The 18,956-nt window shown below is 72.3% G+C and carries 16 protein-coding genes, 1 tRNA gene and 2 pseudogenes; 12 read left to right on the forward strand and 7 right to left on the reverse strand.

Annotated elements, in window-relative coordinates; translation table 11 throughout:
• Positions 1 to 146 precede the first annotated feature (146 nt).
• The gene (locus tag ACYVMZ_RS02515; protein WP_461074924.1) at positions 147 to 638 is read left to right on the forward strand and encodes a GNAT family N-acetyltransferase; all 492 of its coding nucleotides are present in this window, start codon (positions 147 to 149) and stop codon (positions 636 to 638) included.
• Here ACYVMZ_RS02515 and ACYVMZ_RS02520 read toward each other — a convergent pair.
• Entirely contained in the window at positions 631 to 2,700 is a 2,070-nt protein-coding gene (locus ACYVMZ_RS02520) for a DHA2 family efflux MFS transporter permease subunit (protein WP_461074926.1), read from the reverse strand. The genes ACYVMZ_RS02515 and ACYVMZ_RS02520 overlap by 8 nt on opposite strands.
• Positions 2,701 to 2,861: 161 nt before the next feature.
• Between ACYVMZ_RS02520 and ACYVMZ_RS02525 the strand changes: the two genes are divergently transcribed.
• Complete coding sequence (locus ACYVMZ_RS02525; protein ID WP_461074928.1) at positions 2,862 to 4,040, forward strand: peptidoglycan-binding domain-containing protein; 1,179 nt, start codon at positions 2,862 to 2,864, stop codon at positions 4,038 to 4,040.
• Positions 4,041 to 4,209: 169 nt separating this feature from the next.
• Here the strand turns inward: ACYVMZ_RS02525 and ACYVMZ_RS02530 are convergent, their stop codons facing one another.
• Positions 4,210 to 4,869: an HAD-IA family hydrolase gene (locus tag ACYVMZ_RS02530; protein WP_461074930.1), complete on the reverse strand. Its 660-nt coding sequence runs from the start codon at positions 4,867 to 4,869 to the stop codon at positions 4,210 to 4,212.
• Positions 4,870 to 5,095: 226 nt separating this feature from the next.
• On the reverse strand, positions 5,096 to 5,677 hold the full coding sequence (locus ACYVMZ_RS02535; RefSeq protein WP_461074932.1) for a TMEM165/GDT1 family protein: 582 nt from the start codon (positions 5,675 to 5,677) through the stop codon (positions 5,096 to 5,098).
• A 448-nt stretch (positions 5,678 to 6,125) separates the two neighbouring features.
• Between ACYVMZ_RS02535 and ACYVMZ_RS02540 the strand changes: the two genes are divergently transcribed.
• From ACYVMZ_RS02540 to ACYVMZ_RS02560, 5 genes are all read left to right on the forward strand, one after another.
• Positions 6,126 to 6,770 (forward strand): HNH endonuclease family protein, encoded by a 645-nt coding sequence (locus tag ACYVMZ_RS02540; RefSeq protein WP_461074934.1) that lies wholly within the window; start codon positions 6,126 to 6,128, stop codon positions 6,768 to 6,770.
• A gap of 92 nt (positions 6,771 to 6,862) precedes the next feature.
• The gene (locus ACYVMZ_RS02545) at positions 6,863 to 8,497 is read left to right on the forward strand and encodes an alkaline phosphatase D family protein (protein ID WP_461074936.1); all 1,635 of its coding nucleotides are present in this window, start codon (positions 6,863 to 6,865) and stop codon (positions 8,495 to 8,497) included.
• A gap of 251 nt (positions 8,498 to 8,748) precedes the next feature.
• On the forward strand, positions 8,749 to 10,659 hold the full coding sequence (locus tag ACYVMZ_RS02550; protein WP_461074938.1) for an FAD/NAD(P)-binding protein: 1,911 nt from the start codon (positions 8,749 to 8,751) through the stop codon (positions 10,657 to 10,659).
• An 87-nt stretch (positions 10,660 to 10,746) separates the two neighbouring features.
• Positions 10,747 to 11,196, forward strand: coding sequence for a DoxX family protein (locus ACYVMZ_RS02555; protein WP_461074940.1), 450 nt, complete (start codon positions 10,747 to 10,749; stop codon positions 11,194 to 11,196).
• A 355-nt stretch (positions 11,197 to 11,551) separates the two neighbouring features.
• The gene (locus ACYVMZ_RS02560) at positions 11,552 to 12,145 is read left to right on the forward strand and encodes a DedA family protein (RefSeq protein WP_461076303.1); all 594 of its coding nucleotides are present in this window, start codon (positions 11,552 to 11,554) and stop codon (positions 12,143 to 12,145) included.
• Positions 12,146 to 12,178: 33 nt separating this feature from the next.
• Here the strand turns inward: ACYVMZ_RS02560 and ACYVMZ_RS02565 are convergent, their stop codons facing one another.
• On the reverse strand, positions 12,179 to 12,409 hold the full coding sequence (locus ACYVMZ_RS02565; protein ID WP_461074942.1) for a DUF2277 domain-containing protein: 231 nt from the start codon (positions 12,407 to 12,409) through the stop codon (positions 12,179 to 12,181).
• A gap of 245 nt (positions 12,410 to 12,654) precedes the next feature.
• On the opposite strand from ACYVMZ_RS02565, the pseudogene ACYVMZ_RS02570 reads away from it, so the two are divergent.
• From ACYVMZ_RS02570 to ACYVMZ_RS02580, 3 genes and pseudogenes are all read left to right on the forward strand, one after another.
• A pseudogene (locus ACYVMZ_RS02570) lies at positions 12,655 to 12,930 on the forward strand (ketopantoate reductase family protein); the annotation flags it as partial.
• Positions 12,931 to 13,060: 130 nt separating this feature from the next.
• Entirely contained in the window at positions 13,061 to 14,371 is a 1,311-nt protein-coding gene (locus ACYVMZ_RS02575; RefSeq protein WP_461074944.1) for an MFS transporter, read from the forward strand.
• Positions 14,372 to 14,714: 343 nt separating this feature from the next.
• Entirely contained in the window at positions 14,715 to 15,065 is a 351-nt protein-coding gene (locus tag ACYVMZ_RS02580; protein ID WP_461074946.1) for a hypothetical protein, read from the forward strand.
• Between the two features lie 72 nt (positions 15,066 to 15,137).
• Here the strand turns inward: ACYVMZ_RS02580 and ACYVMZ_RS02585 are convergent, their stop codons facing one another.
• The 3 genes from ACYVMZ_RS02585 to ACYVMZ_RS02595 form a co-directional block, all read right to left on the reverse strand.
• Entirely contained in the window at positions 15,138 to 15,797 is a 660-nt protein-coding gene (locus ACYVMZ_RS02585; protein WP_461074948.1) for a DUF305 domain-containing protein, read from the reverse strand.
• A 75-nt stretch (positions 15,798 to 15,872) separates the two neighbouring features.
• On the reverse strand, positions 15,873 to 16,316 hold the full coding sequence (locus tag ACYVMZ_RS02590) for a DUF6153 family protein (protein WP_461074950.1): 444 nt from the start codon (positions 16,314 to 16,316) through the stop codon (positions 15,873 to 15,875).
• Between the two features lie 56 nt (positions 16,317 to 16,372).
• Positions 16,373 to 16,444: transfer RNA gene (locus tag ACYVMZ_RS02595), tRNA-Val, on the reverse strand.
• Between the two features lie 195 nt (positions 16,445 to 16,639).
• On the opposite strand from ACYVMZ_RS02595, the pseudogene ACYVMZ_RS02600 reads away from it, so the two are divergent.
• Both ACYVMZ_RS02600 and ACYVMZ_RS02605 read left to right on the forward strand, forming a co-directional pair.
• Positions 16,640 to 17,304, forward strand: a pseudogene (locus ACYVMZ_RS02600) (DUF4097 family beta strand repeat-containing protein).
• Between the two features lie 74 nt (positions 17,305 to 17,378).
• Positions 17,379 to 18,806, forward strand: a complete 1,428-nt coding sequence (locus ACYVMZ_RS02605; RefSeq protein ID WP_461074952.1) for a hypothetical protein — start codon at positions 17,379 to 17,381, stop codon at positions 18,804 to 18,806.
• Positions 18,807 to 18,956: the final 150 nt, after the last annotated feature.

Raw genomic sequence — 18,956 nt, forward strand, 5'->3', positions numbered from 1 at the left:
CCGGGTTCTCGACCCAGCCGGCTCCTGGCGAGCCGGCTCGCCGACCGGGTAGCCCCGCGGGCAGGCCTCAAACGGCGTCCGAATGCCGCCGGTTTCGCGCCTGTTCGGTTGCGTGACGCCTGGGGCGCGCCCGCAGAATGCGGTTCATGATCTGGACCGTCGCCCCGGAACCGTACGACTCCCCCGTCGCCGCCGCGCTGTGGCGCGCGTACTACACGGAGGTCAGCGACCGCTGGTACCTGCTGCACGAGGGGCGCCGCACCGACCCGGACGAGCTGGAGCGGGAGATCGCCGCGTGTTCGGGAGCCGACCTCGCGCCACCGCGGGGGCGGCTGCTGGTGGCGCGGTACGGGGACGAGCCGGCCGGCAGTGCGGGCGTACGGCTGCTGGACGGCGCCACCGCCGAGCTCACCCGGGTTTTCCTGTACGAGCGGATGCGCGGCAAGGGCGGCGCCCCGCTGCTCGTGCACGCCGCCGAGGACGCGGCCCGCGCGCTCGGCGCCACGCGGATGGTCCTGGACACGCGCGGCGACCTCGTCGAGGCCCGCGCCCTGTACGCCCGCCTCGGCTACCAGGAGACCGAGCCGTACAACGACGACGTCCACGCCGAGCACTGGTTCGGCAAGCGCCTCAGCTGACGAGCGTCACCGGGCGGATCTCGTGCGGGCGTTCCCGCTCCGAGCCGCACAGCTCGCCGTTCAGGTCCTTCACCAGCTGCACCAGGTCGGTCGGCCGGTCCGGGCCCCACCAGTCGCCGAGCAGCTCCGCCAGGGACTCCTGGCGGGCCTGCGCGAGCCGTTCGGCGACCTCGCGTCCCCGGTCGGTCAGGACCAGGTCGAGGCCCTGGCGCACCGCGAGGCGCCGCTCCTCGACCTGGCGGGCGGCCTCCATGACGGTGGTGAGCGGGACGGGGCCGCGCTCGGCGAGCACGGCCGGTTCCACCGAGCCGTACTTCTTGATCCGCAGCAGCATCCAGCTCGCGGCGGGCAGCAGGTCGTATCCCGCGCGTGCGGTGATCTTCCGGTAGATCTCGCGCCGGCCCTCGCGGGTGCCCAGCACCGACAGCGCGCGGCACACCTCGTCGTACGACGACCGCTCGACCGGGTTGCTGGCGAACGTCTCCGTGCCGTCGGGCGCCGTGACGGAGCCGCGCAGCCGGTCCTCCTTCAGGAACCAGGCCAGGATGAAGGCGAGGAGGGCGACGGGTGCGGCGTACAGGAAGACGTCGGTGATGGACGAGGCGTAAGCGTGCAGGGCGGCCGGGCGCAGGGCGGGCGGCAGGGCGGCGATGCCGCGCGGATCGGCCTCCAGCGCCTCCGCGGAGACGCCGGGCGGCAGCTGGGCGCCCCGGAAGGCGTCGGCGAGCATGGTGCCGAGCCGGCTGGCGAAGATCGTGCCGAAGATGGCGACACCGAAGGCCGCGCCGATCGACCGGAAGAACGTCGCGCCGGAGGTGGCGACGCCCAGGTCCTCGTAGGCGACGGCGTTCTGCACGATGAGGACGAGCACCTGCATGACCAGGCCGAGCCCCAGGCCGAAGACGAAGAAGAAGACGCTCATCACGGCGGTGGAGCTGTTCTCGTCGAGCTGGTGGAGCAGGAGCAGGCCGAGGGCGGTGACGGCGGTGCCGGCGACCGGGAAGACCTTCCAGCGGCCGGTGCGGCTGACGATCTGCCCGGAGGTGGTCGAGGACAGCAGCAGGCCGAACACCATCGGCAGCATGTGCACGCCCGACATGGTCGGGCTCACGCCGTGGACGACCTGGAGGAAGGTCGGCAGGTAGGTCATCGCGCCGAACATCGCGAAGCCGACGACGAAGCTGATGACCGCGGAGAGGGTGAAGGTGCGGATCCGGAACAGCTTCAGCGGCAGCACGGGCTCCGCCGCCCGCCGCTCCACGGCCACGAAGACGACCGCCAGTACGACACCCAGCACCGCCAGCCCGACGATCTGCGGCGAGCCCCATCCCCATGTCGTCCCGCCGAGCGAGGCGACCAGCACCAGGCAGGTGGCGACGGAGGCGATGAGGAAGGTGCCGAGATAGTCGATGACGTGCGGCATGCGCCTGCGCGGGATGTGCAGGACCGCCGCGATGACCGCGAGCGCGACGACCCCGACGGGCAGGTTGATGTAGAACACCCACCGCCAGCTCAGATGCTCGGTGAACAGCCCGCCCAGCAGCGGCCCGAGCACGCTGGCCGCCCCGAACACCGCACCGAACAAGCCCTGGTAGCGTCCCCGGTCCCGCGGCGACACGACGTCACCGACGATCGCCATCGACAGCACGATCAGCCCGCCGCCGCCCAGCCCCTGCACGGCCCGGAAGGCGATCAGCTGCGGCATGTTCTGCGCCATGCCGCACAGCGCCGAGCCGACCAGGAAGATGACGATCGCGGTCTGGAACAGCTTCTTGCGCCCGTACTGGTCGCCGAGTTTGCCCCACAGCGGGGTCGCGGCGGTCGAGGCCAGCAGATACGCGGTGACGACCCAGGACAGGTGGTCCATGCCGCCGAGTTCGCTGACGATGGTGGGCAGCGCGGTCGACACGATGGTCTGGTCGAGGGCCGCGAGCAGCATGCCGAGGAGCAGGGCACCGATCGAGACGAGAACGTTCCCGGGCACGTGCTCGTCGCGCCCTTCCGGGCGCGGCTCCGGCGCGTCGCCCACCTTGTCCGTCATCCCGTGCACTTCCCCGGCCATGCGGACCTCCCGAGGCTCTCGCGACACCTTCCCATGGTGAGGGGTGTGACCGGTTATGGCCTGTCGAGTCCTGTTGGAAGTCGGTATTCCGGGGGCTTCCGGGCAGCGCTGTGAAGAAGGTCTGCATAATCTCTGGAGTTCGCGAGGGGAGGGACGAACGCATGGAACAGCCCAACGGCCACCCGTGCCCGGAGTGCGGAGCACCCAGAGAGCCGGACAACACCCCTTCCTGCACCTGCACCCAACGCGCGTCCGAAGCCCTGCGCGAGACCCGCACGGCCGAGGCGGCCGCGGCGGAGGACTTCGACCCGCTGCGGATCCGGCCGTACGTCGAACTGGGCGGGGGTACGGCGGACCGTCCCGACAGCGGTGCGGCGGACAGCGCGGGTGGCGGTACGGCGGACAGCGCGGGTGACGTGACGGCCGACAGCGCGGGTGGCGGTACGGCGGACAGTGCGGGCGGGCCGCAGGGACGCGAGGGTGCGGCACAGGGACTGGACGGTGCGTCACAGGGGCTGGACGCGGCGTCACAGGGACTGGACGGGGCGCCACAGGGACTGGCGAGTGCGGCACGGGAACGGGCGAGTGCGGCACAGCCCGCCCCGGACGCGACCTCCGTCCTCCCGGCCCCTTTGGTCCCTCCCACGACCGAGCCGAACGCCACGGACCTGAGCCTGTTGGAGGGGACGGAACCAGACCCCGCCGGGCCGGGCCCGTACGAGACCGGCGAGGAGCGGCCGCGCCGTCGGCGCCGCGCGGCCGTGCTCGCCGTGACGGGGGCGCTCGTCGCGGTGGTGGCGGCGGCCGGGTACGCGAGCGGACTGTTCTCCTACGAGAAGCCGTCCCGGGACACCGCGCTGCCCGAGGACATCCGGGCGAGCGTCCCGGACACCTCGACGAGCCCGCCGTCCGAGGAACCGGCCCGGACGACGCCTTCCGTACGGCCCTCGTCCGCCGCACCCTCGCCGTCCCCGTCCGCCAGCGCGAGCCCGTCGCCGTCCCCGGCGGCCTCCAGCGCCTCGCCGAGCCCGACGAAGCCGACCGAGCCCACGTCACCGACCCCGACGGCCTCCGGCTCCTCGCCGGAGTCCGACGACGCCGCCCGCGAGAGAGGCAACCCCGTCCTGCGCCGCGGCGACCGGGGCCCGGAGGTCACCGAACTCCAACTGCGCCTGCGCCAGCTGTACCTCTACAACGGCGAGGCCGACGGCCACTTCACCACCCAGGTCGAGGGCGCTCTCCGCAACTACCAGTGGTCGCGGGGCATTCGCTCCGACGAACTGGGCGTGTACGGCGAAGAGACCCGCGCGAAACTGGAGTCGGAGACGAAGGAGCCGTAGCTGCCTGGCTGCGGGCAGTCGTGCCGTCGGGGCGATGGGGGTCCCCCCTGCTCGCGCGGAGTCGAGAGCTTGGGGGAAGATGGGCGCAGCGGCCCCCCGCAGCGCAGGGTCGCGCAACCTCCGCGCTCAGCACCAGCAGGCCGCACACCTCACCCCCGTGCAGCCGAATTCACCCCACGTGCAGCCGAATCCCCGCATCCCCCAGCCCTTCGACCCGCACCCGCGTCAAATCCCCCACCACCACATCAGGCGCATGAAACCCGGCCCGGGGCCCAACCCCCACCACCCGCATCCCAGCGGCGCGCCCCGCGGCGATCCCCGCCCCGGAGTCCTCGAACACCACACACTCCGAAGGCGCGACCCCCAACTCGGCGGCCCCCTTCAAGAACCCCTCAGGGTCCGGCTTGCTCGCGCCGACCGACTCCGCGGTCACCCGCACCTCGGGCATCTCCAACCCCGCCGCGGCCATCCGCGCCCTGGACAGCGCCACATTCGCCGAGGTCACCAGCGCGTGCGGCAACCCCCGCAGCGAGGCGAGGAACTCACGAGCCCCGGGTATCGCGACGACACCCTCCGTGTCCGCGGTCTCCTCCTCGAGCATGCGCGCGTTGTCCGCGTAGTTCTGCTCCATGGGCCGGCCGGGCAGCAGCAGCGCCATGGACGCGTAGCCCTGCCGCCCGTGCACGACCTTCATGACCTCGTCGCCGTCGAGCCCGTGCCGCTCGGCCCAGCGCCGCCAGACACGTTCGACCGAGGCGTCGGAGTTGACGAGGGTGCCGTCCATGTCCAGCAGGAGGGCGCGGGCGGTGAGCAGGGTGGTGGCCGTCATCGGCAGCTCCAAGCTCCAGGCGCGGAAGAGGGGCACAGAAGTGAGCCCCGGAGGGAACAAGGCGGCCCCGCCCGCCGGTCAGGGAAAACGGGCGGGAGCCACTTTGTTCCTCCACGGTACAAAACAGCCCGGCATTACGCCACCACCTTCGGCAAGCGTTCACTCACCGTTCAACCGAGCCGGTCAGCTCCGCCGGTCGACTGAGCCGTTCAGCTTGCGGTTCAGCTCAGCCGGTCACGGCCTCCCACAGGCTCCACACGCCCAGCGCGATCATCACCAGTGCCGCGATGCGCGTGATCAGCCCCAGCGGCACCCGCTTCATCAGCGCCTTCCCGCCGACGATGCCGAGCCCGGCCACCGCCCACAGCGCGAGCACCGCGCCCAAACCGACGGAGAGCGGGTCGTCGTAGCGGGCCGCGAGGTTCGCCGTCATGATCTGGGTCAGATCACCGAACTCGGCGACGAGGATGAGCATGAACCCGGACCCGGCGACCTTCCAGAAGGACTGGTTCTCCGGCTTGCGGATCTCCTCGTCGTCCTCGTCCTTCTTCATCAGCAGCATCGCGGCGCCGCCCAGGAAGAGCACGCCCGTCAGCGCGTGCACGATCTGCTGCGGCAGCAGCGTGAGCACACTGCCGGCCGCGACGGCGAGCGCGACGTGCAGCGCGAAGGCGGCGGCGACACCGGCGAAGACGTAGGAGGCGCGGTAGCGGGTGCCGAGGACGAGCCCGGCGAGCGCGGTCTTGTCCGGCAGTTCGGCGAGGAAGACGACGCCGAAGACGACGGCCGTCACGGTGAAGCTGATCAAGGTTCCTCAATCGGTCGGGGCTGCCCCACCGAGAGTGCTGAGCCTTCGAATTCCTTCGAGTTCCTTCGGGTTCTTCGAAGGCCTTCGAGATCCTGCGGCAAGACACCTCGGCACGGCAGCACACACGGCACCCGTGCCGTGCGGCACGGGTGGAATGCACTGCTTGCCGAAGGTCTCGCTGACGGATCCACGCGGGGTCCGCCTCCGGGCGCCGGCTCAGGCGGGCTGAGCAGTATGTCGACGGTCCGGCGAAGAGCTACTCCCCTTCTGCGCCGTCCATGGTACGTGAGGCCCCGGCCGGAACCGGGGTGTGAAAGTTCACGCACGGACATTGTCGTGTCATGTACGCGTCACTAACTTCTTACCGAACACACACCCCACCGCAACACGGCGTGGCGAGCATTCCCTCGCTCGCTCTCCAACGCCCGCACCTCACAAGGGAGTTCGTATGCCCAGGTTCTACGCGCGTCGACGGCTCAGCATACTCGCGGCGCTCACCGGGTTCATAGCCTCCGTCGGCCTGTTCAACGGCCCGACCGCCTCCGCCGCCCTCCCCACCCCGGTCAGCGCCACCACCGCCCGCAGCTACCTCGCCACCCTCACCGTGGCCACCGAGGACCGCACCGGCTACAACCGCGACCTGTTCCCGCACTGGATCACCATCAGCGGCAGCTGCAACACCCGTGAGACGGTCCTCAAGCGCGACGGCTCGAACGTCGTCACCGACTCCTCCTGCGCCTCCACCAGCGGCAGCTGGTACTCCCCGTACGACGGCGCCACCTGGACCGCCGCCTCCGACGTCGACATCGACCACCTGGTCCCGCTCGCCGAGGCCTGGGACTCCGGCGCCGACAGCTGGACCACCTCCCGCCGCCAGGCCTTCGCCAACGACCTGACCCGCCCGCAGCTCCTCGCCGTCACGGACGACGTCAACCAGGCCAAGGGCGACCAGGACCCGGCCACCTGGATGCCCTCCCGCACGACCTACCGCTGCACCTACGTCCGCGCCTGGGTCCAGGTGAAGTACTACTACGACCTTTCGGTCGACTCGGCCGAGAAGTCCGCGCTGCAGAGCCACCTCGCCAACTGCTGACCTTCCGCCGGCCTCCGCGGATTTCAGCGCCGGAACCTCCCCGCTGACCTCCGTCGTTCCGTACCGTACGGGGCGACGGAGGAGGGACCACCATGGCCGCACTGCGCCTCGGGCCGCTGCTGAGGTACACCGACGGCTCGTCCGCGACCGTCTGGGTCGAGGCGAGCCGTCCGTGCACCGCCGAGGTGCGCTGCGCGGACGGCGCGCACGGCACGGCCCGCACCTTCCAGGTGGCGGGCCACCACTACGCCCTGGTCCCGGTGACCGGTCTCACGCCCGGTACGGCGACGCCGTACGAGGTGTTCCTCGACGGCACGCGCGTGTGGCCCTTGCCCGACGCGCCCTTTCCGCCCTCGGTGATCCGCACGCTGGGCGCCGGTGACGTCCGCGTCGCCTTCGGCTCCTGCCGCTGGGCCGCGCCGCCCTCGGCCGAGGACGACCCCGTCGGCCCCGACGCCCTGGACACGCTGGCCGCACGCATCGCGGCCGACCCGGACGGGGAACGCCCCGACGTCCTGCTGCTGCTCGGCGACCAGGTCTACGCCGACGAGACCTCCGACGCCACGCGCCGCTGGCTGGCAGCCCGCCGCGACCTGCGCGAGCCCCCGGGCGCCGAGGTCGCGGACTACGAGGAGTACACGCGGCTCTACTACGAGTCCTGGCTCGACCCGGAGGTGCGCTGGCTGCTGTCCACCGTGCCCAGCTGCATGATCTTCGACGACCACGACGTCATCGACGACTGGAACACCTCCGCCGCGTGGCTGGCGGACATGCGCGCCACGCCGTGGTGGCGGGAGCGGCTGCTCAGCGGCCTGATGTCGTACTGGGTGCACCAGCACCTGGGAAACCTGTCGCCGGGCGAACTGGCCGCCGATCCGCTGTACGCGGCCGTACGGGAGACCCCCGACGCCACGGACGTGCTGCGCGCCTTCGCCGCCCGGGCCGACGCCGACCCGGCCTCCGTGCGCTGGAGCTACCGGCGCGACTTCGGCCGCGTACGGCTGGTGATGGTGGACACCCGCGCGGCCCGGGTGCTCGACGAGGACGCCCGCGCCATGCTCCACCCCGGCGAGGCGCGGTGGCTGCGCGAGCAGGCCCTCGAGGACCGGGGTGCGTACGACCACCTCCTCATCGGCACGTCACTGCCCTGGCTGCTGCCGCAGCTGGTGCACGACGCCGAGGCGTGGAACGCGGCGCTGTGCCGGGGCGAGAAGGGCGCGCGCTGGACGCGGTTCGGGGAGGACCTGCGGCGCCGGGCGGATCTGGAGCACTGGGCGGCGTTCCCGGCCTCCTTCGACGCGCTGACGGAACTGATCGCCGAGGTGGGTTCGGGGCCGGATGCGCCGGCGACGGTGTGCGTGCTCTCGGGCGATGTGCACCACGCCTACATCGCCGAGCCGAGCTGGCCGGGGCACGGCCCCGACGCCCGGGTGGTGCAGCTGACCTGCTCCCCCGTCCACAACTCCGTCCCCCTGTCCATCCGCCTCGGCTTCCGCTTCGGCTGGAGCGCCGCCGCCCGGGTCCTCGGGCGCTCCATCGCCGGGCACGGCCGGGTCCCGCGCCCGCCCATCGACTGGCGCAGGACGGGCGGGCCCTGGTTCGGCAACCAGCTGATGACCCTGACGATGCGCGGACGTTCGGCACGACTGCGCCTGGAGCAGGCACGGGCGACGAAGGGGGCGAAGCCCCGTCTCAGGACGGTCACCGACACCGAACTGGCGCCGTGACGGGCTGCTGCTGAGGACCGACCGCACAGAGGCCGGGCTCGCCCCGGAATCCCCCCGTTCTGCCCGGTTGTCGCTGCTTGCTGCATCCGTGACCTTGATGCTCGTGACGCATCCCACAGCGGGCGGCGATCGTGCCCTCCAGGGCTCGGTTCCCGGTCCCGGCGACGGCATGATGAGGCGGACCGTCCGCTTCCAGCACGGCGGTTCGCCGCCTACGCGCCCCTACGTCCAAACGCCCGGGAGTCCCGCCCTTGTCTGCACCGACCGAGGAATCCGCACCGGTAGCCGGACCGGCCGTATCGGTCTCCGTCGCCCTGGTCGGCGCGGGACCGCGCGGCACCAGCGTGCTGGAGCGCCTCTGCGCGTCCGCGGATGAACTCCTCCCGCCCGGTGCACGGCTGACCGTCCACGTCGTCGACCCGGCCCCGCCCGGCCCCGGCCGTGTCTGGCGCACCGCGCAGTCGTCCGAGCTGCTGATGAACACCGTGGCCTGCCAGGTGACCCTGTTCACCGACGACAGCGTGGACTGCTCGGGCCCGATCCGCCCGGGCCCGAGCCTGTACGAGTGGGCGGGCGGCACGCTGGGCCCCGACGAGTATCCGACCCGGGCGCACTACGGCCGTTATCTGGAGTGGGTGTTCGCGAAGGTCGTACGGGAGGCGCCGCCCGCCGTACACGTCGAGACCCACAGGGCCCGCGCGGTACGGCTCGACGACGCCCCCGACGGCCGCCAGGTGCTCACCCTCGACGACGGGCGCGTCCTGACCGGCCTGTCGGCCGTCGTTCTCGCGCAGGGCCACCTGCCGGTGGTCGCGGACGCGGAGCAGCGGCGCCTGGCCGCCCACGCCGAACGCCACGGCCTGCGGTACGTCCCGCCCGCCAACCCGGCCGACGTCGACCTGTCCCCCGTGGCCCCCGGCGAACCGGTCCTGCTGCGCGGCCTCGGCCTCAACTTCTTCGACCACACCGCCCTGCTGACGACCGGCCGCGGCGGCCGCTTCGTACCCGGCCGCCATGGCCTGAGGTACGTCCCCTCGGGCCGCGAGCCGCGCCTGTACGCCGGTTCGCGGCGCGGCATCCCGTACCAGGCGCGTGGCGACAACGCCAAGGGGCCGTACGGCCGTCACCTCCCGCTCGTCCTCACACCGGAGGTGATCGCCGGCTTCCGCAAGCGCGCCGACTCCGGCGAGGCACCCGACTTCCTGGCGGAGATATGGCCGTTGGTGGCGAAGGAGGTGGAGACGGTGTACTACTCGGCCCTGACCGGCCGCCCCGACTTCGCCGAGCGGTTCCTCGCCGTCCCCCACCGCGCCCGCGAAGAGGCCCGGCTGCTCGACGAGTTCGGCATACCGGAGGCCGAGCGGTGGTGCTGGGACCGTGTCTCCCGCCCGTACCACGGGCGTTCGTTCGCGCACCCCGGCGCCTGGCGGGCGTGGCTGCTGGCGTACCTGCGCGAGGACGCCGCGCAGGCCGCGCTGGGCAATGTGCGCGGCCCGCTCAAGGCGGCCCTCGACGTGCTGCGCGACCTGCGCAACGAACTCCGGCTGATCGTCGACCACGGCGGACTGACCGGCACCTCCCGCCGGGACCACCTGGACCGCTGGTACACCCCGCTCAACGCCTTCCTGTCCATCGGCCCGCCCCGGCGCCGCATCGAGGAGCTCGCGGCCCTGGTGGAGGCGGGCGTGGTGGAGGTGCTCGGGCCGCGCCTGAGGGTGGCGGACGAGGACGGGGGATGGGTGGCGCACTCCCCCGACGTGCCGGGCTCCGCGGTCCGTGTGACCACCCTCATAGAGGCCCGCCTGCCGGAACCGGATCTGCGGCGCACGGCCGACGACCTCCTCGCCGGGCTGCTGAAGACGGGCCAGTGCCGTCCGCATGTCGTCGACGGTTACGAAACGGGCGGACTGGACGTGACAGAGCGCCCGTATCACCTGATTGACCGTCAAGGCTGTTCGCATCCAAGGAGGTTGGCTTTCGGAGTGCCGACGGAGGGTGTGCACTGGGTGACCGCGGCAGGGGCCAGACCAGGTGTGGATTCGGTCACGCTGGCGGACTCGGACGCGGTGGCGAGAGCGGCGGTACGTGCGGTTGTGACACCAGGGGAAGGCCAAGCGGACGTCAATCGATGGCCAAATGTTGAACTTGAAAGCATCGATTAGGTGCACCTAACGTGTCGTTACCACTCGGTTCTGTCCCCAGACCGGCCCGCACCCCAGGGCCGGCCTACCGAAGGAGCGACCCCCCACATGACCGGACGCCTCAACAGCGCCCAGCCGTACGCCCTCGGCCTCTTCCGCATCGTCGTCGGACTGCTCTTCGCCTGCCACGGCGCCATGGGGCTCTTCGGTGCCTTCGGCGGCGTCGACGGCAAGGGCGCCAGCGTCGAGACCGGCGCGTGGCCCAACTGGTACGCGGCCGTCATCGAACTGGTCGGCGGCAGCCTGGTCCTGCTGGGTCTGGGCACCCGCATCGCGGCGTTCATCTCCTCCGGCGCGATGGCCTACGCGTACTTCAAGGTCCACCAGCCCGAGGCCCTGTGGCCGATCGAGAACAACGGCGAGGGCGCGGCCATGTTCTGCTGGGCCATGTTCCTGCTGATCTTCACCGGCTCCGGCGCGTTCGGCCTCGACCGGCTGCTCGCCAGGCGCTCGTCGGCGGAGAAGTCGACGCGTGAGCAGGCGCCGGTGGCGGCTTGACCTACGACGCGACACCACGCGGTGCCCTTCCCGTACGGCGGGGAGGGCACCGTCCGTTTTCGGGGCCCGGCAGGGCGAACACCACAGGCAGTCTGGCGACCGAGCAGGGCCGGGCCTGCCGACCGAACACCACGGGGCCTGCTGGCCGAACACCACCGGGCAGCGGCCCGACACCACGCGGCCTGCTGCCCGGTGAACACACCGTGCCGAACACATGAGCCCCCTACGAACCTGCTGTCACACCCCAGGCGTACGCTGTATGGCTGTCATCGGCCACTCCTGCCGCTCCCCCCGCGAGATCGCGCGGCACGGTCTGGCCCACGGGGGAGTACGGGGAGTCGCGGTGCTGGAAAGTATGGGGTCGCTGACGGGCAGCCCATGGATCTACGCGGTGGTGGCCCTGTCGGTGCTGCTCGACGTGTTCCTGCCGGTGCTGCCGAGCGGCGTCCTGGTGATCACGGCCGCCACGGCGGCGGCCGCGGGCACAGCGACCGACGTGCCCGACATCCTCGTCCTGACCCTCTGCGCGGCCACCGCCTCCGTCCTGGGCGACCTGGTGGCCTACCGCATCGCCTGGCGCGGCGGCGCCCGCCTGGACCGCGCCATCGCCCGCTCCCGACGCCTGACCGCCGCGCAGGAACGTCTCGGCGCGGCCCTGGCCCGCGGTGGTGGAGCCCTGGTCGTCCTCGCCCGTTTCGCCCCCGCCGGCCGCTCGGTCGTCTCCCTCGGCGCCGGCGCCGCCCACCGCCGGGTCCGGGAGTTCCTCCCCTGGTCCGCCCTGGCCGGCCTGTCCTGGGCCGCGTACAGCGTCACCCTCGGCTACCTGGGTGCCCACTGGCTCGGCGCGACCTGGCTGGCCACGGCCGTCTCGGTGGCAGCCCTGTTCGGTGCCGGGGCGGGAGCGGCGTACCTGATGCGCAGGCAGCCTCAGGCTTCGCAGGCTTCGTAGCGGACGGGAGCAGGGCGCGGGCCCCGCGGTGCGCTATCCGGCCCGCCGGGCCGCGGCCCCCCGCACCTCCAGCCCGCCCAGCAACTCGGCCGTGGCCTGCGCGATCACGTCCACGGCCCGGTCGAACACCTCCTGATTGTGGGCGGCCGGCGCCCGGAACCCGGACACCTTCCGCACGTACTGCAACGCGGCAGCCCGAATCTCCTCCTCCGTGGCCTCCTCGGCCAGCACAGGGGGACGAAGCGTCTTGATACTCCGGCACATACCCCCAGTCTCACCCGCCGGACTCCCCAACGGCCACACCCCGCGCCCCTGGGTTGATCACCCGGCGGCCACCGACCCGGGGCCGACCGACGAACGGATGCCGACCATGGCGAACGGTCTCACCGTGGCCGTCCTCGGTCCCGGCGGTGTGGACGGCCTGCTCGCCGCCCTGCTGTCCCACGCGGGCCACCGGGTGATCTGCCTGACCGGCGATGCGACGGCCGACGCCACCCGGCCCACGCCAGGGCCGGTACGACGCCTTCCCTCCCCAGACCAGGTCGTCGATGCAGCGCGACACCGAGGCGGGCTGCCCCCTCGAACTGGACGCGATCGGCGGTGCGTTGCTCCGCGCGGCCGAACGTCACGGCGGACCCGCTCCCGTAACCGCGCGCCTTAGGCGAGCGGCCCCGGCTTCAATTGTCTTTCCTGCCTGGCCACCGGGGGCTAGTGTTCGAGTGCAGCGAGTGACTCACGAGGAGCTGAAACATGGTCGGTCGTCCGAGCGCGCGTTGACTTCGTAGGCCGTGATCGGCCTGTCATCGCGTGCTGCCCTTGATGTTGCGGCACAGCGAGCCTTATCCCGCCTGAATCGTCGGTGCACCTGTCGTGCGCCGGGCGACGGGCCTCGTTGTCGGCAATCAAGGGGTCCCCGTGCCGTCCGCTTCCTCCGCTGTATCCGATTCCGGTCGACCTGTTCCGTCAAGCCTTTGGCGGAACGGCGACTTCCGCAGACTCTGGGTGGGCCAGACGGCCTCCCAACTCGGTGAACACGCAAGTCTGGTGGTTCTGCCGCTCTTCGCCGTTCTGGCGCTCAACGCCGGTGCCGGCCAGTTGGGCGTCCTGCGCGCGGTGGGGCAGGCGCCGATCCTGTTGCTCTCGCTCTTCGTCGGCGCGTGGGTGGACAGATGGCGGACCCGCACGGTGATGGTGCTGACGGACGCCGGCCGGACGCTCGCACTGGGCGCCGCCGCCCTGGCCGGCCTCCTCGGTTGGCTCGGCCTGCCGGCGCTGCTCGTGGTCGCCTTCGCCGTCGGGGCCCTGTCCGTGTTCTTCGACGTGGCATACCAGGCCTCTCTCGTACGGCTGGTGAAACGCGAACAGTTGGTGCGGGGCAACAGCGCGCTCGAGGGCAGCCGGTCCGCGGCGCAGATCGGGGGTCCCGCCCTCGGGGGCGTGTTGGTGTCCCTGCTGTCGGCGCCGATCGCTGCCGCCTCCAGCGCGCTGTTCTTCGCGCTGTCGTTCCTGTCGGTCCGACGGATCCGCCGGACCGAATCGATCCCGAAGCGCTCGGAACGTCCCCCTCGGGTCTGGCGGCGGATCCATGAGGGACTCCGTTTCGTCGTCAGCGATACCTCGCTGCGGACCGTGTGCCTCGCCTCGGCGGCCTTCCAGTTCTCCTTCGCGGCCATGATGACCGTCTACCTGCTCTTCCTGCCGCGGGAACTGCACCTGTCGGGCACCGCCGTCGGGCTGTCGCTCGCGGCGACGGGGCCGGGCGCGCTCCTGGGCTCAATGCTGGCCGCCCGCCTGCCGAGCCGGTTCGGTCATGGTGCGGTGCTCGTGTCCGCGGCGGCACTCGGCGACGGCGTGTTCCTGTGCGTGCCCGCGCTGCACGGCTCCTCTTCGGTGATGGTCCCCGCGCTCCTGGCGATCAACTTCGTGTTCGGGACCGCCGGCCAGTTGGTGAATGTCACGATCATGGCCGTCCGGCAGGCGGTCACGCCGGACGGGATGCAAGGCCGTGCGGCCGCCACGATCACGTTTGTCGGCATGGGACTGACCCCGCTCGGCTCCCTGCTCGGCGGATTCCTCGCGGAGGAGTGGGGGTTGCGCACCAGCCTCCTGGTGACGGCCGCAGGCATGATGCTGTCCCCCGTGCTGATGGCCCTGTCCCCGCTCGCCCGCCTGGGACGGGCACTTCCGGCCCTCGCAGGACGCGCCGCCGACCCACGATCTCCCTGATTCCCACGAGACCGACCGCCGTGACACCGGAGCGGCCGGAGCGCCCTCCGCCAGCGCAGTGGACGCGCGTCACCCGGGTTCGCCGGGTTCGGCCGCCTGGCCCCGGCAACGTCCCGGTGCAGGCACCGCGGTCTGCGGTAGCGCGACAGCCACCGTCGTCCGGTCGTCACGCAGAACTACCAGCCCGCGAAGCTCTCCCCCGCCCTTGGGCCGGCGGAACGGACGCACCGGCGCCGCCCGCCCGAAACGGACAGCCCAGTGGCACGGGACAGAGGGCACACCCGTTCGGATGAACCACAGAAGGAACTCGCCACCCAAAATCGAACAGGCGTATCATTGGACCGTGGCTACGACCTATGACTTTCCGAGTGACCTCCTCGCCGGTCAGGAGGAACTGCATCAGGTCCGGGCCGAGCTGTCGGCCCTGCTGAAGCGGCTGCCCTGGTCGGTAGAGCCGCTGGACGGTTTCAGTGACGACAACGGCTGGCGCAAGGTGGAACGTTCCGCCTCGCCCGGCTGGAGCGCCGACGAACAGGCCGAGGTCGAGAAGCTCCGCAAGCGCGAGCACGAACTCGCGGTGTTCGTCAGCACCCACCGCTACTGGGCGGAGCTCACCGGCCCCGACCGGGTGGACGCCCGTTCACAGCTCAAGCACGCCCACGAGGCTGCCGCGGAGGACACCGAGGAGGCATGAGAACGGGTGGGAGGGGCCGGCCACCACGCCCGGCAGCGGGTCCGGTGGCCGGCCCCTCCCGTCGGACGGCCGTCAGTCCTTGCCGAGGAGCTTGTTCATCTCGGTGATCTCGGCGGTCTGCGCCGTGACGATGTCCTCGGCCATCGCCTTGGCCGGACCGTACTGCCCCTTGCCCTTCTGCGTCGTGGCCATCTCCACGGCCCCCTCGTGATGCTCGACCATCATGGTCAGGAACATCGTGTCGAAGGCCTGGCCCGAGGCCTTCTCCAGCTTCGCCATGTCCTCCTCGCTCATCATCCCGGCCATGCCGGAGTGACCGGAGGCCGAGTGGTCCATCCCGGACGTCTCCTCCGGCACGTCCTCTCCCCAGGCCTTGAGCCAGCCGGTCATGGTCCTGATCTCCGGGTCCTGCGCCTTCTCGATCCGTGCGGCGAGGTCCTTGACCTCACCCGAGGCGGCCCGGTCGGCGGCCAGCCGCGCCATCTCCAGCGCCTGCCGGTGGTGCGGGATCATGCCCTGCGCGAAGGCGACGTCCTGCGCGTTGTGCGCCCCGGTCGCGGCCCCGGCGCTCGCCGTGGCCCCGGCGCTCGCGGACGACACGGAGCCGTGCCCGTCGTGGCCGCCGCTGCCGCTGCCGTCGCCGCCGCAGGCGGCCAGGACGAGCGCGGCGGCGGCCGTCGCCGTGACGAGGGCGGTGCGGCGCGTGAGGGTACGGAAGATGTTGCTGTGCATGGGTGAACTCCTGCGGTGAAAGGGATGTCGGGCACGCTGACGCTCCGCACCCGCCGGGCGCGGCGCGGGTGCGGCCTATATCCGCAGGAGCTGTAGTTCGGCCAGGTCGGGCGGGGCGCGGGCACCGTCCGGAGCCGCGGGCGCAGCCGCCCGTACGGCATCGGCGCGTACGGGCGCGGGGACCGGGTCGGGGACGAGCGTGGGCAGCACCGGCCCGCCGCTCACCGCCGCCGACGCGCAGGTCGGATCGGCGTGCTGGGCGTGTCCGCCGCCGCACTGGCCGTCGGGGCACTCGCCGTGCGCGGTGACGACGACCGTTGTGGCCGACCGGGCGTGGGAGTGCTCGGGGGCGGCGGCCGCCGTGGCCGGCCGGGCGTGGGAGTGCTCCGGGGCGCCGCCACCGGGCGCCAGCCCGTGCATGGCCAGCACCCCCGCCAGCAGCCCGAGCACGCACAACGCCCGCCACCACCGCACGGGCGGTCGCGGATCACGCTGCTCGGGGCCGTTCACGGGGCTCATCCTAGAGAAAAGCCCCGGGCCGACGGCGGCCCGGGGCGCTGCTTGGGTGATCCCGGTGGGCGCGGACGGTTTCGAACCGCCGACATCCTGCTTGTAAGGCAGGCGCTCTACCCCTGAGCTACGCACCCGCTCCCCGGGCTGCGCGCCCAGGACGAGTCGACAGCCTACATTGCCCGGGCCCCGGTCCCGCAAACCCGTCGCGCAGGGGGTTGTCCCCACCTCGGATCCGGGTGTCCGCACGATCGTCCGGCCGATGGCGGATCCCTACGGTCCAAGGCAGTGGAACCGACTCGGACCGCGGTCCGCCCCAGGGGGAGATCATCATGGCCCGTACCACCACCGCCTCGGCCCGCGCGACCCTCGTCACCGGTCTCGTCGCGACGCTCGCCGCCACCGCCGTCGCCTGCGGCCCGTCCGCGTCCGACGACGAGGACCCCGACCGCCGGGCCTTCGACCTGGACGGCCGCACCTTCACCGTCGGCTCCGACGACTCGGCCCTCGAGATCGTCGCGGCCGACGACAACGCGGAGGGCAAGGTCGAGGTCACCCGGTGGTTCGAGGGATCGGTCACGGTCGGCGACGGCCCGGAGCTGCGCTGGTCGATGGACGGCGACCGCCTGGTGCTGCGCACGGACAGGCACTGGGCATCACCACGGACGACGGATCCGTCAACGTCACCGACTCCAGTGGGCCGCTGGAACTGCGCACCGGCGACGGCTCCGTACGCGCGGACGTCACCTCCCGCCAGGTGCGCGCCCGGACCGGCGACGGCTCGGTCGACCTGGAACTCGGCGCCGTACCGGACCTGGTCGAGTCCCGCACCGGCGACGGATCGGTGACCATCACGCTGCCCAAGGCGACCTACCGTGTCTCGACCCGTACGGGCGACGGTGCGCAGGACGTGTCCGTGCCCCGGGACGACTCCAGCTCCCATGTCGTGTCGGCCGAGACCCACGACGGCAAAGTCACCGTCAAGACCGTGAACTGACCGGCCCGTGTGTTCGTCCATAACCGGTGGGACAATGACACCGGGCAGGGTGGACGACAGTGCGGGAGAGGGATGTGACGGCGACACCAGCGCAGCCGGATTCGCCGTTGGTTCCGTGTGTCCACCGCGTGCGTCACGTTCTCCGTCGTTCCGTCCGGGCCCGCTCGCGCCCGGCCCCCGGGCCGGTCCGTGACGCGCTCACCCTGATGGGGCTGCCGCTGGTCGCCGCGCTGGCGCTGCCCGCCGCGTTCACCGGCGGCGGCACCCGGCGCTGGTTCGGCGGGCGGGCCGAGAGCCAGCGGGCCGAGGCACAGGCCGCGAAGGACGCGGCGGCGGCCGCGTTCTACGAGCTCGATACCGCACAGCGCGACCTGCGGATCTCGATCGAGACGATCACCGCCGTCGACGACTCCCCCGCCGCCCGGCGCGCGGTCACCGACTTCGACGCGCTCGGCCGGCGCATCGACGAGGTCAGCCACCAGTACATCAACGCCGTCGACGCCCACGACCTGGACCGGGACGACCTGGAGGCGTCGGCCGCCTCCCGCGCCCGTGCCGAGCTGACCGCCGCCAAGGAGGAGCTCGGGCGGGTCAAGCAGGAGCTGGACCGGTTCGCCGACGGCCTCGGGCCGCTGATCGGCAAGGCCGAGACCCAGCTCGCCCGGCTGGCCCCCGCGGTCGAACGCGCCCGCCAAGCCCTGCTCGCCGCGTCCAACGCCCTGGACACCGTGCGGACGTCGGGCCTGAAGGCGGACGACCTCGCCGCCCGGCTCGCCGCCCTGTCCCCGGAGCTGACCAAGCTGAACCAGGGCGCAGGGCAGCACGGCGTGCCGCAGACCCTCGAGCGTGCCGAGCGGGTCACCCGGGAAGCCGAGGCAGTCCGCGTGGAGGCCGAGCGGCTGCCCGAACGGGCCGCCGAGATCGACCACCGCCTGGTCTCCCTGCGCACCCGCGCCCAGGCGCTCACCACCCGCGCCGAACAGGTCGAGCCGGTGCTGAGCGAACTGCGCCGCCGGTTCACGGCGGCGTGCTGGCAGGACCTCCAGCACGTGCCGCGGCAGGCGGCCGAGACCGTACGGCAGGCCGAGCGGAAGCTGGCCGAGGCGCAGACCGCACGCGACGAACAGCACTGGGCGGACGCGACCGCCCTGCTGTCGACGGCGCGGGCGCTGCTGAACTCCACCGACGAGGCCGTGTCCGCCGCCGGGGACCGCCTGCGGCGCCTGAACGCCGTGCAGAAGGACCCCCAGCAGGAGATCGACCGCACCCGCTTCGCCATCCGCGACGCCCAGCGCCTGGCCATGGCCGGCCGCAACACCCCCGACCCGCGCCACGCACGCCCCCTGGACGACGCGGTGGCCCGCCTGGACCGCGCGATCGCCACCCTGGAGGGCCGCCACCCCGACTACTGGCACTTCCTGACGGAGACGGAAGCGGTACGGCAGTCGGTGGCACGGGTGGTGGCACAGATCCGCGAGGAGCACGGAGCCGGACAGCACTGACCGGAGCGGGGCCTTGCGCGGGCAGCCGTGCCTGGACGGGCGCGTGCTCGGCAGCCCCGACCGGGTTCCGCCCACGGTCACGTTCCGCCCGCCACGGTCGCCAGACCACCGGTTCACCGGCCACGGTGCACCGGCTCACCGGCTCACCGG

Source organism: Streptomyces deserti, from assembly GCF_054782695.1.